We start from the raw sequence: 12,799 nt of genomic DNA on the forward strand, positions 1-12,799 counted from the left end.
CTTGGGGTCAGAGGGCCATGGCGGGCTGGTGCTCGACCGCCGAGCCCGGGCTGCCGAGGTCCGTGTCCCTCGGCCCGCGCCGCGCGTACCGGGCGATCAGGAACCAGTTGGTGAGCGCCAGCGCGGCGAGGAGCGTGCTGAAGCCGATCAGGGAGGCGAGCATGGCTCCCTCACTCACGTCCGAGCGGGCCTGTGAGGTCAGCTGCTCGCCGTAGATGGCCCACGGCTGCCGGCCCACCTCCCGCACGACCCAGCCCGCCGACGTCGCGAGGAAGGGCATCGGGATGAGGATCATGATCGTGAGGGCCGCGCCGCGTGACCGCATGATGAAGCCACCGATCAGGAACCCGGCCCCGAGTAACGAGAACACCACCATGAAGAAGGCCAGGATGATCATCATGTCGTAGACCCCGCCGATCCACATGGGCGGGACGTAGTCACCGGGCCCGTGCTGCGCCACCATCATGTCCTGCACCTGCGCGACGGTGTACGGCCCGCGGTCCTCGGGTTGCAGGTAGTCGCTGAGGACCGCCATCTTCATCGGCTGGGCCACGTTGAGGTCGGGGAACTGGCGGAAGCCCGCCTCCACCGTGACGATGCTGAACGGCACCGCGAAGGCGAGCCCGGTCCGCAGCGAGGTCTTGAAGAACTGCACCTCGGTCGTGCGCCTGAAGAACTGGTAGGCGCTGACCCCCGTGACGAAGGCGCCCCCGGTGAGCAGGGCGGCCCCGGTGATGTGCTCCATCGCGTTGACGGCCATCGGGTTGCTGAGCATCGCCCCGAAGTCGGTGAGGTAGGCGACCCCGTCGCGCACCTCGTACCCCACGGGGTTCTGCATGAAGCCGTTCGCCACCATGATCCAGAAGGCCGAGAAGTAGGCCGTCGCCGTGATCAGCCAGAACAGCACCATGTGGAGCACCTTCGGCAGCCGCCCCCAGCCGAAGATCCACATCCCGAGCAGGGTGGACTCGACGAAGAAGGCGACCAGGGTCTCCAGCGCCAGCGGCGCCCCGAAGACGTTCCCGGCGAAGGTGGACAGGCCACTCCACGCCAGCCCGAACTGGAACTCCATCACGATGCCCGTGGCGATGCCGAGCACGTAGTTGACGACGTAGATCTGTCCCCAGAACCGGGTCAGGCGCTCGAACCGCGGGTTGCCGGTGAAGACGTAGCGCGCGTGCATGATCGCGATGATCGGCGCCAGGCCCAGTGTCAGGAGGACGAAGAGCCAGTGGAACCCGCTCGTGACCGTGAACTGAACTCGCGCCAGGATTTCAGCGTCCATCATCAACTCTGTTTCGGGGACTCGTGAGTATCTGGACGGCGCTCTCCCTGAGCGCCGCCACATCGACCTTGCCGTTCCGGTTGACCGGGAACTTGGGGAGCGTCACCACGGCGTTCGGCCGCTCGTACGCGGCCAGGTAGGCGCGGAACCGGGCCCGCCAGACCCGCTCGTCGTCGTCGACGTCCTGCACGAAGAAGACGAGCACCGACCCGGACCGGTCGTCGTCGAGCGCGACGACCTTCACGGGGGCGCCGCACTCCTCGGCCCGGCGTTCCAGATACTCCGGGTAGAGGGTGTGCCCCATCCGGTGCACCGCGTTCATCCTGCCGAAGACGTGGAGCCGGCCGTCGTCGTCGACCCGTCCCAGGTCGTTGGTCCGCAGCCAGGTGTCGGCGCAGGGCTCCAGGCTGCCGTCCACCCGCAGGTAGCCCTCCATCCGGCCGGGGGTGCGCACCACGATCTCGCCGGGGGAGCCGGGCGTCACGGGCTCGCCGTCCTCGCCGAGCACCCGCACCTCGACGCCGGGCAACGGCGCCCCGACGCCCTCGGTCATGCCGGGGACCGTCAGTGCGATGTTGCCGGTCTCCGTCATCCCGTAGCCGTCGAGCAGTTCGTTCCCGGTCGCCGCCTCGAACTGGGTGGCCAGCGGCCGGTGCAGCGGCGCCCCGCCCACGCACCACATGCGAACCCCGCTCAGTGCCGCGAGGATGGCCGGGTTGCGCGAGAACAGGGTGAGCATGCCGTGATAGGTGGGCGGCGAGCCGTCCACGACCGTCGCCCCCGACTCGCCGATCGCGGTCAGCGCCTGCTCCAGCCGCCGGTAGGGGGCCAGCAGCAGCCCGCATCCGGTCAGCCACCAGATGAGCAGCAGCGACATGCCGTACTGGTGGGAGAAGGGCAGGATCGGCGCCAGCACGTCGTCGGTCCGGTACCCCATCACCCCGGCGGTGACCCGGGAGTTCTCCATCACGGCGCGGCCCGACTTCACCACGCCCTTGGGGTCGCCGGTGGTCCCCGACGACCACATGACGACGGCGTCCCGGCGCTGGGTCCAGCGGTCCAGGGAGATCTTCGCCGACGGGTCGGGGAGAGCCTGCCCGGCTCCGGGGTCCAGGATCGCGGAGGGCGGCAGCGGGAGCCCGGCCGCCGTCTCGCCGGCGACCGCCCAGCGCACCCCCGCGATGCGCGTCATCCGTTCGAGTTGCTCGGTGGTGAGCTGCGGGTCCGCGAGCACGATCGAGGCGTCGAGGTGGCACAGGGCCAGCAGCGACGTCACGAAGGCGGCGGAGTTCTCACCGGTTAAGAGCACCCGGTCACCGGCGCGGAGGCCCTGCCCGGCGAGCCGGGCGGCGACCTCCAGGGCCTCCTTCCCCGCGGCGTCGGGCCACAGGACGTCCCATGTCACAGCGTTCACAACGTCACTTCCGTCTGGGGTCCGGCGAGCTCGCGCCGTTGGAGGAGTATCTGGCTGTGGTCGCCCAGGATCAGGCGTGCCCCACCGGCGTCGGACCGGACGCGGGCGTCCCTGCCGATCAGCGAGTCCCGGACGGGGCCGACGCCGCGCAGCGACGCGCCCGCGAGGACGATGGAGCTCTCGATCGTGCTGGATCGGATGTCGCAGTCGGCGTCGATCGAGGTGTAGGGGCCGATCGCGCTGTCCACCACGGTGGCCCCGACGCCGATGACCGCGGGCCCCACCACGCGGGAACCGCGGACGGACGCGCCCGCGTCGACCAGCACCGGGCCCAGCAGTTCACTGGCGTCGTCGACGTCGCCGCGGATCACCGGGTCGATCCTGGAGAGCACTTCGCGGTTGCAGTCGAGCAGGTCGTCGACGAGCGCGATGTTCTTCCAGTAGCCCTCGGCGACGTGCGCGCGCACCGTGCCTCCGTTGACGGCCAGCCAGGAGACCGCCCGGGTGATCTCGCGTTCCCTGCGCCAGTTGGGCTTGGTGCACAGGACGGCCTGGTGGATGGCCGGGGTGAAGACGTACGCGCCGACCAGTGGTACTTCACCGCCGCCCTCCCCGGGCCCGTTCGTCAGAGCCGTTACGTTGCCCAGTTCGTCGACGCTCGCGACGCCGTGGTCGGCGGTGTCCTGTGCGCCGCCGACCAGCACCATAGCGTCGGGACGGCCGCGCCGCTTGAACTCCTTCACTAACCCATCGAAACCATCCAAAATGACGGTATCTCCGAGATGTAGGAGGAAGTCGTCGTCGCCCAGATAGTCCCGCGCGATCAGCACGCTGTGCGCGAGACCGAGTGGTGCATCTTGGTAGATATAGGTCACGTCGAGGCCGAACGCCGCACCGGTGCCGACAGCCTCCCGAACCGCCCGGTCGTCCCTGCCCACGACGATGGCCGTCTCGGAGATCCCCGCCTTCCGGACGGCCTCCAGACCGAGGAACAGGACCGGCTGGTTGGCGACCGGGACGAGCTGTCTCTGTGCGGAGTGGTCGAACGGCCGCAGGTGCGTCCAGCGCGCCAGGACAAGTGCTTTCACTGCCTATCCCTTCTAGCCATACGACGTGACTTCATACGACTGCTGCGACGCCGTGCCGCTTCGAGGCCGCCTTCACCGGCGCGGGAGGCGCGTCCAGCATCTGGTAGCGCAGCCGGCGCAACTCCCGCGAGGGCTCCAGACCGAGCTCCCGATCCAGTACGGCCTGCAGCTCCTGGTAGGCGCCGAGGGCTTCGTTCCGGCGGCCGACCTGGCACAGCGCAACCATCAGGCGGCCGTGGAACCATTCGTTGAGCGGATTGGTCGCGGCCAGGAACCTGAGCTCGCCGATGAGCTCGCGTCCCAGGCCCAGTTGGAGGTCGGCCTCGATGCGCAGCTCCAGGGCGCGGAGCCGCTGCTCCTCCAGGTCCGCGAGGTGGGCCTCCAGGACGCGCCCGGCCGTGATCCCCTGGAGCGGGGGCCCGGCCCACAGCGCCAGGGCCCCGCGCAGCCGCCGCGCGGCCTCCTCGTGGTTCCCGCTCGCCAGGAGGGCCTGACCCTCGTCGGCGAGTTTGCGGAAGGTGAACAGGTCGATCTGCTCAGGGTCGACCGCAAGCACATACCCCGGCGGCCTGGTGATCAGGATCTCGGACGCCGGGGCCTCGTGGCCGAACAGTTTGCGTAACTGGTAAATGTAGGTCTGGACCGTGGTGACCGCGCTCTTCGGCGGATTCTCTCCCCACAGCTCCAGAACGAGAGAATTGATGTCGACTAGCTGGTTCGCGGTCAGCAGCAGCAACCCCAGGATCTGCTGCTGACGAGGAGCGGTAAGTCGCCAGATCCGGTTGCCCGAACTGATTTCCAACGGCCCGAGAACTTTGAACGCCACCATCAGATTTACCCCCAATTCCAGGCCGGTTCCGGTAGTGGTCTAACTTGACGTTAGCCAGTGGCCTGGCCGCGGGACAATAGAAATCATCCAAGGTCACTCGATGTGCGCCAGGGGGAATCTCGGGGGTATCGAAAGGAGTAGTCCGCCGATGCCGTCCGATCAGCCGGCGGGGGCCTCAGCCGGGATCGGGGGGCGGACCGTCGCGACCCGCTGGTGCGTGACGGGCGGCCGGACGCCGACCAGCCTGAGCAGCGGAGTCGTCATCAGGGTGGTGGCCAGCGCGACGATCGTCAGGATGGCCAGCAGCCGCTGGTCGATGAGTCCCGCCTGGTAGCCGATCTGGAGCACGACCAGTTCGGTCAGGCCGCGGGCGTTGAGCAGCGAGCCCAGGATGAAGGAGTCACGCCACGACAGCCCGGTCAGCCTGCCGCACAGGCCGGGCCCCGCCACCTTGGCGACGACGGCCACGAGGAGCAACACGACCAGGGCGATCACGGTCGGCCCGTCGAGCTTGAGCGCGCTGAGGTCGACGGTGAGGCCGAAACTGAGGAAGAAGAACGGCAGCAGCACCGACTTCGACGTCTCCATGAGCGCGGTGGCGCCCTGGCTCCTGGCCGGCCAGGCGATGCCGACCAGCAGCGCGCCGATGAGCTGGTGGATGCCGATCACCGCGGTCAGGGTCGCGGTGGCGGCCACCGCCACGACCGGCAGCACGCTGCCGGTGGCGATGGCGTCGCGGTGGGCCCACCGGGCCAGCGTGGTGCGCACCGGGCCGACGAACGCGAGAGTGACGGCGAGTGCGCCGGCCACGCTGAGCAGCAGGCCGCCGGCGCCCGAGCCGCTCGCCACCGCCAGGGCCACGGCCAGCAGCAGCCAGCTCGCCCCGTCGCCCACGGCGGCGGCGAACAGGCTGAGCCGTGCGGGCACGGTCCGGCCGAGGTCGAGGTCGCTGATCAGGCGGGCCAGCACGGGGAAGGCGGTGATGCTGATCGCACAACCGACGAACAGCACGAAGGCCACCGGGTTGCCGGCCGGGCCGGCGAAACCGCCGATCAGCGGCACCGCGACGAGGGCGCCCGCGACGAACGGGACGGCCATCGACGTCTGGCTGATGAGCAGTCCCTGCTTCGCGGTGCCGCGGATCCGGGTGGTGGCCAGTTCCTGGCCGACCCCGAACATGAAGAGCACCAGGCCGAGCTGCGCGAGGCCGTCGATCATCGGCCCGACCTCGTCGGGCAGGAGCCATCCGGCGAGGTCAGGGTTGATCTTTCCGAGGAGGGAGGGGCCCAGCGCGAGGCCGGCGGCGATCTCGCCGACCACCCGTGGCTGCCCGAGGCGCTGGGCCAGTGAACCGGCGAGATGGGCACAGGACAGCACCACCACGATGCTGATGAAGAAATGCCCGACAGTGTCCAGCACCGTCATTCACCGTTCGGCGAGAATGGGCACTTCCAGTCGGGCTCAGTGAATCTTCCGCCGTAGTGTCGTGCCTCTTCTCGATACGTTGTGAAACTGGGGTTCGCGGACCCGTGGAAGGAGCGCTCACGGGTGCGGATCTTGCTACGCAATTTGAAGAACTTGATGCCCAGCGCGTTGAACTGAATATGCGAGTTGAAGACGAGGGTTGGTTTCTCGAATCGCCTGCTCGGCCGGGACGCGCCGCCGTGCAGGCCCACGATGAAGAACGGGTGACCGCCCACGGAGAACGCGAAGTCGGCCGAGGCCGGATCGGAGTCGTATTTGTCACTCCATTCGAAGCTCTTGCTGTCCTCGTCGTGCAGGGTCTGGAGGTGCCGCCAGACCTGGTCCTCGAACTCCTGCTCAGAGAGGTGCAGCGGGTTCTCGAAGGTGGCGACGAAGGAGGTGAAGCTGCGGGCGGACGGCTCGAAGGTGGAGAGAAAGGTCAGCAGGTCCCGGTGGTGGGCGAGAACCGATTCCTGCTCGCCCAGCGCCGGATAGTGGTGGTGCACGATCGACTTTTTACGCAGAGCGGCACGAGCCCCGAGACAGACGAAGTCGCTCTGCTCGATGAACTTGGCCAGAGCGTCGAAGACATCGTCATCCATGCCTGTGGCTCCAAGGTCAGAGAGGGATGTTGCCATGGATGCCCCGGGCGGGCACGGCGCAGGCGATGGCCCGCGCGATGGCGCCCCGGGTCTCTTTGGTACCGATGACCTCGTCGACCACGCCCAGCTCGACGGCGCGTCCGAGACCGCCGGCGAGCTCGTCGTGCCGCGCGGCCAGCTCCTCTTCCAGGGCCGCCCGCTCCTCGGGGGAGGAACAGGCGGCGAGCGGACGGCGGTGCAGGATGCGCACCGCCGCGACGGTGCCCATCACGGCCACCTCGGTGGTCGGCCAGGCGAAGACCTTGGTGGCGCCGAGGGAGCGGGAGTTCATCGCGATGTAGGCGCCGCCGTACGCCTTGCGGGTGACGAGGGTGACGCGGGGGACCGATGCCTCGGCGAAGGCGTGCAGCAGCTTCGCGCCGCGCCGTACGACGCCGTCCCACTCCTGGCTCACCCCCGGCAGATAGCCGGGGACGTCCACGATGACGACCAGAGGGACGCCGAAGGCATCGCACATCCGGACGAAGCGGGCGGCTTTCTCGGCGGCGACGGCGTTGAGGCAACCGCCGAGCCGCATCGGGTTGTTGGCGACCACGCCGACGGTCCGGCCGCCGAGCCGACCGAGGGTGGTGACGATGTTCGGCGCCCACTTGGCGTGCAGTTCGACGCCGCGCTCGTCGAGGAGCCCGGCGATGACCGGCTGCACCGAGTAGGCCCGCTTCGGGTTGTCGGGCAGCAGCGCGGAGAAGTCGACCTCGGAGACCTCGCCGGGCACGCCGCCCTGGTCGCCCAGCAGCACGGTCAGCGCGCGGGCCTTGGCCAGGGCCTCCTCGTCGGTCTTGGTCACCACGTGCACGACGCCGCTCTTGCTGCCGTGCGGCTCGGGGCCGCCCAGCGTGGCCATGTCGACGTCCTCGCCGGTGACGCTGCGGACCACGTCGGGCCCGGTGACGAAGATCCGGCCCTGGTCCGACATGATCACGATGTCGGTGAGCGCGGGCCCGTAGGCCGCACCCCCCGCGGCCGGGCCGAGCACCACCGAGATCTGCGGCACGACGCCGGACGCCCTGGTCATGGCGGCGAAGACGCGGCCCACCGCGTGCAGCGAGGCCACCCCCTCCGCCAGCCGGGCGCCGCCGGAGTGCCACAGCCCGACGATCGGCAGCCGCTCGTGTACGGCGGCGCCGTACGCGTGGACGATGTGATCGCAGCCCACCGAGCCCATCGCGCCGCCCTGGACGCGGGGATCGCTGGCGAACGCCACGGTCCGCACCCCCAGGACCCGGCCGATCGCGGCGAGCGCGCCGCTGCCGTCTTCGGGCGAGAGGAGGGTCATCGACCCGGGGTCGAAGAACCGGGCGAGACGTGTGCAGGGGTCCCGGGGGTCCGCGTCCCCAGCCTCCGGCAGGAGGCTGGGAGCGCGGGTCTCGTCGAGCAGGGTCATCGAAGGGCTCCCTCGGCCGGGGCCGAGGCCTGGGCCGGGACCGTCACCGGGACGGGAGTGGCGGATCCGGTGGAGCGCCAGATCCGAAGGGCGGCCGCGATCGTCCAGACCGCCGGGATCAGCATGCCGAACAGCGGGTAGAGCACGCCGTACCCGAGGTCGGTCAGCCCGGTCACGTAGAGGTAGCTCGCGGTCAGCACCCCGCCGACGCCCCCGACGACGCCGAGCCACCCGAGCCAGCGGGCGTACAGCGAGGTGAGGAGCATGGCCGTGCCGTACGCCAGGGGGGCGAGGCCGAGCACCAGCAGGACGCCCGTGATCTCGGTGGAGAACGCGCTCCGGGTGCTCGCGGCGAAGACGGCCTCGTAGGTGTCGGTGCCGCCGGCGGCCTGCCAGCTGTCCGCGATGAACGTGTGGACGTACCCGTCGCGGGCGTAGGTGGTGATCAGCAGGGCCACACCGGTGATGGCGAGCCCGTTGCCGGCCAGGGCCAGCGGCTTGGCGGGGGTGTTCTCGAAGGTCTGGCCGACGGTGAGCAGGCCGATCAGCTTGAGCCCGGTGCCCACCGTGACGGCGAGGTGGAGCAGCAGCCACAGGGCGGGCGCGGAGAGGATGGCGCCCATGTAGTCGGCCGCGGAGATGTCGGCGAACGGGTCCTGGATGGTCACCAGGACCAGCAGCGCGCTGGTCACGGCCAGCACCACGCCGGCGATGCCGACAGCGGCGCCGATCCGGAACGCGGTTCGTTTGTCAGTCGCCCATCGCATGGAAGCCTCCATCTACGTGAATCACTTCTCCGGACGTCGCCGGAAACCAGTCAGAGAGCAGGGCTACGCAGGCGCGGGCGACCGGCTCGCAGTCGTCGGCCTTCCAGCCCAGTGGTGATCTGTTGTCCCAGGTGGCCTCGACCCCCGCGAAGCCCGGGATGTTGCGGGCGGCGAGCGTCTTGAGCGGGCCCGCCGCCACCAGGTTGACCCTGATCCCCTGCGGCCCGAGGTACCTGGCGAGGTACCGGGAGCAGGATTCGAGGCCGGCCTTCGCCACGCCCATCCAGTCGTAGGAGGACCAGGTGACGGTGGCGTCGAAGTCGAGGCCCACCACGGAGCCCCCGTTCGGCATCATCGGGGCGCACGCCACGCTGAGTGCCTTGAGGGAGTAGGTGGACACGTTCAGGGTCGTGGCGACGTCCGCCCACGAGGTGTCGAGGAAGTTGCCGCCCAGCGCGTTCTCCGGGGCGAAGGCCACCGCGTGCAGCACGCCGTCGAGCCGGTCGACGTGCTCGCCGACCCTCGCTCCCAGGCTCGCCAGGTGGCTCTCGTCGGTCACGTCCAGCTCGATGACCGGCGTGTTCGGGTCCGGCAGTCGCCGCGCGGTCCGCTGGACGAGGCTCATCCTGCCGAAGCCCGTCAGCACGACCTTCGCGCCCTGCTCCTGCGCGACCCTGGCCACGTTGAAGGCGATGGACGCCTCGGTCAGCACTCCCGTGATGAGCAGGTTCTTCCCGGTGAGGATCCCCATCTCGGCAGCCCCCTTCAGCCGGTGGTGGCGGGGGTCACGGTGACGACGCCGGTCCGCCACAGGAGCTTGACCAGGTGGAGCTGGAGCTCGTCGAGCGTCTCCGTGAGGTCGCTGAAGCGCATGCCGCCGTCCTGCAGGGCGTCCCAGACGACCTTGCCGCCGTCGACCTCGTCGAAGCTGCGCACCTCGATGCCGCCGGGCGAACCCTCGACCGAGTAGCGGTGGCAGGGGAGCGGGCTGGTGAGGGGCGAGATCACCGCGTCACCGTTGGCGACCGGGTCCTCCCAGTATTTGGTGAGGGCGGCCCGCTCCTCGGCCGACAGCTCGAACGGCGGCGGCGGCGCGAAGCCCTTGAACCCCGGGATGTCGAGGCCGAGGCTGGTACGGATGACGGCGCCGGGCGCCAGGGCGACGACGTCGTCCTGCCCGATCTGGCCGGGGTCGGCCATGCCGTACGCCTTCATGTAGGGGCCGTCGGCGTCGAGGTCGGCCTGGGAGCCGTCCTTGTCGGTCAGCACCCGCAGCAGGTCGGGCTCCATCGTGGTGCTGAGCAGGATCTGGAAGGTCTGCTCGCGGATCTCGGAGGTGGTGACGTCCTGTCCCCTGGTGCGCCAGTAGACGCTCTCGGGGTTGCTCTTGCCGATCGCGTGGTACCACTGGTCGATCGACAGCGAGAAGGACTCGGCGATGCCGTGCCACTCCATGTCGTAGTCGTGCCACAGGTCGCGCTTGTGCTGCTCGTCGACGCTCTCGTCGAAGGTCGCCTTGATCACGGTGGCGGCCGACAGCCCGTGGTGCATGGCGAAGGCGACACCGGAGGAGAACAGCGGGTCCACGAAGTAGGCGGCGTCGCCGACCAGGATCCAGCGCTCGTCGAAGTTCGCGAACTGGTCGTTGATCATGGAGTAGTTGGTGGCGGTCTGCATCTTGTCGGAGATCGGGGTGCCGTTCCGCACCAGCTCGCCGACGAGCGGGATGTCCTTGACCGCCCGGGTGAAGTTCTCGATCTCGGTGAAGTCCTTGCCCTCTTCCTTGAGGATCGAGGGGATCGTCACGATGCCGACGGAGTGCGTCATCACACGCTCGCCATTGATGACCTTCGGCACCGGGATGTACCAGCACCAGCCGTCGGCGAAGGCCGAGCAGGTGATGGGGGACAGGCTCTTCTCGTGGAAGATGTTCCAGTCCTCGTCGAGGTCGTAGGCGTGCTGGGCGCCGGTGTAGTGCTGCCAGATCGCGATGTTCTTGTAGCCGGACAGGTAGTTCCGCTTCTTCTTCGAAGCGATGCTGTTCCGGCGGCCGGAGGCGTCGACGAAGTAGCCGCAGCGGATCTTCTGGCCGTCGTTGAGCGTGACCTCGCAGCCGTCCTCGAGACGGTCGAAGGCCGAGACGGTGGTCTCCTCGAACACGTTCACGCCGAGTTCCGCGGAGTGCTCCAGCAGCATGTGGTCGAACTCGGACCGGTTGACGTGGGCCGCCCAGCGGTGGACGCCGTCCTCCTGGTAGGACTCGTGGTCGAAGAAGCCCACGCTGGGCTCCTTGTCCCACTTGAAGACGCCGCCGAACTTCTGGACGCGCCAGTCGCTCGACATCATCTTCTCCAGCGCGCCGATCTCCTCCAGCGCCGGCGTCGTCGGGTGAGCGAGCGACTCGCCGATGTGCTCCCGGGGGAACTTGGCCTTGTCGAAGATCGCGACGCTCAAATTCGTGGTGCGGGCCAGCTGTGAGCCGAGCGTTGATCCGGCCGGACCCCCACCCATAATGATGACGTCGTAATAGGTGCCGATCTCGGTCATTGCATCCCCTTATTCGGAGGGTTTGGTGAGCGGGTCAGGCGAAGCCCGCCGAAAGCCACATTGCCATCGACCGGGCCCTGCGGAACCGAGGAGATTACCGAAGAGATTCGCTACGGTCTTATCGCGGGAAGTACGGCGATGCACTGTTGTCGCGTGGCTGACAACGATTTCAAGACTCTGCTCGCCTCCTCCGACGTACGACGATTCGTCCTGGCCGGCTTCGTCGGCCGGATGCAGATGTCCATGCTGGGCATCGCGACGATCCTGCTGGTGACCTCGGTCACCGACTCCTTCACCCTGGCCGGCGCGGTGGGCGCCACCATCCTGGTCTCGCAGGCGCTGGCGGCGCCCCGGATCGGCAGGCTGGGCGACCGCTACGGGCAGGGCAGGGTGCTGCGGCCCGTCGTGCTGCTGCACGCGCTCGGGCTGGTCGGCATCATGGTGGGCGTCGCCACCGGCACCACCTGGCTGCTGTTCGCGTCCGCGGTGTGCACGGGCGTGGCCTTCCCGCCGCTCGGCCCGATGGTCCGCTCCCGCTGGGCGGCCAGGGTCGGCGGAACGGACCAGCTCAAGACGGCCTTCTCGATCGAGGGCGCGATCGACGAGATCATCTACATCGTCGGGCCGGTGCTCGCGACCGTGATCGCCTCGTCCATCCACCCGGCCGCGGGCTTCGTCACCGGCCTGGTGCTGACCGTGGGCGGCGGGCTGGCGTTCGCCGCGATGCGGCGCACCGAGCCGCCGCTCACCGGCGCACGGGAGCGCGAGCCGTCCCTGCTGTGGATCCCCGCGCTGCGCCTGGTGCTGGTGTTCGCGCTCGCCCTGGGCATGGTGCTGGGCTCGGTGGAGATCGCCATGGTCGCGTTCGCCGAGGACATGGGCAGCACGGCCATGGCGGGGCCGCTGGTCGCCGCCCTGTCGGTCGGCAGCCTCGTCACCGGCCTGATGTACGGCTCCCGCCAGTGGCAGGCGTCGCTCGCCCAGCGGTTCCTCATCTGCTCGCTGTGCCTGGCCGCGGGACTGCTGCCGCTCACCGTCGTCACCGGGCTGCCCCTGATGGCCGTCGCCGCGTTCATCGCCGGCGCGGCCATCGCCCCGACCCTGATCGTCGTCTACGAGATCGTGGAGACGCTGGTGCCCACGGCCAGGAGCAGCGAGGGCTTCGGCTGGGTGCAGAGCGCCATGATGATCGGCCTCGCCGCCGGCGTGAGCGTGGCCGGTCAGGTCACCGACGCCCTCAACGGGCACTACGCCTTCCGGGTCACCGTCGCGGCGGGGGTCGTGGCCCTGCTGACGGCCCTGGTCTCCGGGCGGATCAAGCACGTCGCGCGACCGAAGGTGCATGAAGGACTTCGGTAA

11 protein-coding genes are annotated in these 12,799 nt (G+C 69.3%); 1 reads left to right on the forward strand and 10 read right to left on the reverse strand.

Features of this window, described 5'->3' with window-relative positions:
- Positions 1 to 7: 7 nt before the first annotated feature.
- The 10 genes from MBA17_RS11220 to MBA17_RS11265 all read right to left on the reverse strand — a co-directional run bounded on the left by MBA17_RS11220 (position 8) and on the right by MBA17_RS11265 (position 11,440).
- Complete coding sequence (locus MBA17_RS11220; protein WP_238496302.1) at positions 8 to 1,285, reverse strand: cytochrome ubiquinol oxidase subunit I; 1,278 nt, start codon at positions 1,283 to 1,285, stop codon at positions 8 to 10.
- Complete coding sequence (locus MBA17_RS11225; RefSeq protein ID WP_238496303.1) at positions 1,275 to 2,699, reverse strand: class I adenylate-forming enzyme family protein; 1,425 nt, start codon at positions 2,697 to 2,699, stop codon at positions 1,275 to 1,277. Before MBA17_RS11225 ends, MBA17_RS11220 begins: the two co-directional genes overlap by 11 nt.
- Positions 2,696 to 3,787, reverse strand: coding sequence for a sugar phosphate nucleotidyltransferase (locus tag MBA17_RS11230; RefSeq protein WP_238496304.1), 1,092 nt, complete (start codon positions 3,785 to 3,787; stop codon positions 2,696 to 2,698). Before MBA17_RS11230 ends, MBA17_RS11225 begins: the two co-directional genes overlap by 4 nt.
- Before the next feature lie 31 nt (positions 3,788 to 3,818).
- Complete coding sequence (locus MBA17_RS11235) at positions 3,819 to 4,589, reverse strand: AfsR/SARP family transcriptional regulator (protein ID WP_238496305.1); 771 nt, start codon at positions 4,587 to 4,589, stop codon at positions 3,819 to 3,821.
- A 186-nt stretch (positions 4,590 to 4,775) separates the two neighbouring features.
- Complete coding sequence (locus tag MBA17_RS11240; RefSeq protein ID WP_238496306.1) at positions 4,776 to 6,035, reverse strand: cation:proton antiporter; 1,260 nt, start codon at positions 6,033 to 6,035, stop codon at positions 4,776 to 4,778.
- A gap of 2 nt (positions 6,036 to 6,037) precedes the next feature.
- Positions 6,038 to 6,682 carry a guanitoxin biosynthesis heme-dependent pre-guanitoxin N-hydroxylase GntA gene (gene gntA, locus MBA17_RS11245; RefSeq protein ID WP_238496307.1) on the reverse strand — a complete coding sequence of 215 codons (645 nt, stop codon included), beginning with the start codon at positions 6,680 to 6,682 and terminating at the stop codon, positions 6,038 to 6,040.
- Positions 6,683 to 6,698: 16 nt separating this feature from the next.
- Positions 6,699 to 8,126, reverse strand: a complete 1,428-nt coding sequence (locus tag MBA17_RS11250; protein ID WP_238496308.1) for an acyl-CoA carboxylase subunit beta — start codon at positions 8,124 to 8,126, stop codon at positions 6,699 to 6,701.
- Positions 8,123 to 8,893, reverse strand: a complete 771-nt coding sequence (locus MBA17_RS11255; RefSeq protein ID WP_238496309.1) for a hypothetical protein — start codon at positions 8,891 to 8,893, stop codon at positions 8,123 to 8,125. The genes MBA17_RS11250 and MBA17_RS11255 overlap by 4 nt, the downstream gene beginning before the upstream one ends.
- On the reverse strand, positions 8,877 to 9,644 hold the full coding sequence (gene fabI / locus MBA17_RS11260) for an enoyl-ACP reductase FabI (RefSeq protein WP_238496310.1): 768 nt from the start codon (positions 9,642 to 9,644) through the stop codon (positions 8,877 to 8,879). Before fabI ends, MBA17_RS11255 begins: the two co-directional genes overlap by 17 nt.
- 14 nt (positions 9,645 to 9,658) lie before the next feature.
- The gene (locus MBA17_RS11265) at positions 9,659 to 11,440 is read right to left on the reverse strand and encodes an NAD(P)/FAD-dependent oxidoreductase (protein ID WP_238496311.1); all 1,782 of its coding nucleotides are present in this window, start codon (positions 11,438 to 11,440) and stop codon (positions 9,659 to 9,661) included.
- Between the two features lie 153 nt (positions 11,441 to 11,593).
- Here MBA17_RS11265 and MBA17_RS11270 point away from each other — a divergent pair, with 153 nt between their 5' ends.
- The gene (locus MBA17_RS11270) at positions 11,594 to 12,799 is read left to right on the forward strand and encodes an MFS transporter (protein WP_238496312.1); all 1,206 of its coding nucleotides are present in this window, start codon (positions 11,594 to 11,596) and stop codon (positions 12,797 to 12,799) included.

Origin of the sequence: Dolomitihabitans soli (genome assembly GCF_022213955.1) — a bacterium.
Taxonomy (GTDB): Bacteria; Actinomycetota; Actinomycetes; order Streptosporangiales; family Streptosporangiaceae; genus Streptosporangium_A; species Streptosporangium_A soli.

Coding starts and splice junctions, on each gene's coding strand:
- MBA17_RS11220 (WP_238496302.1), bottom strand. CDS start 1,285: ATGGACGCTGAAATCCTGGCGCGAGTTCAGTTCACGGTCACGAGCGGG.
- gntA (WP_238496307.1), bottom strand. CDS start 6,682: ATGGATGACGATGTCTTCGACGCTCTGGCCAAGTTCATCGAGCAGAGC.
- MBA17_RS11250 (WP_238496308.1), bottom strand. CDS start 8,126: ATGACCCTGCTCGACGAGACCCGCGCTCCCAGCCTCCTGCCGGAGGCT.
- MBA17_RS11255 (WP_238496309.1), bottom strand. CDS start 8,893: ATGCGATGGGCGACTGACAAACGAACCGCGTTCCGGATCGGCGCCGCT.
- fabI (WP_238496310.1), bottom strand. CDS start 9,644: ATGGGGATCCTCACCGGGAAGAACCTGCTCATCACGGGAGTGCTGACC.
- MBA17_RS11265 (WP_238496311.1), bottom strand. CDS start 11,440: ATGACCGAGATCGGCACCTATTACGACGTCATCATTATGGGTGGGGGT.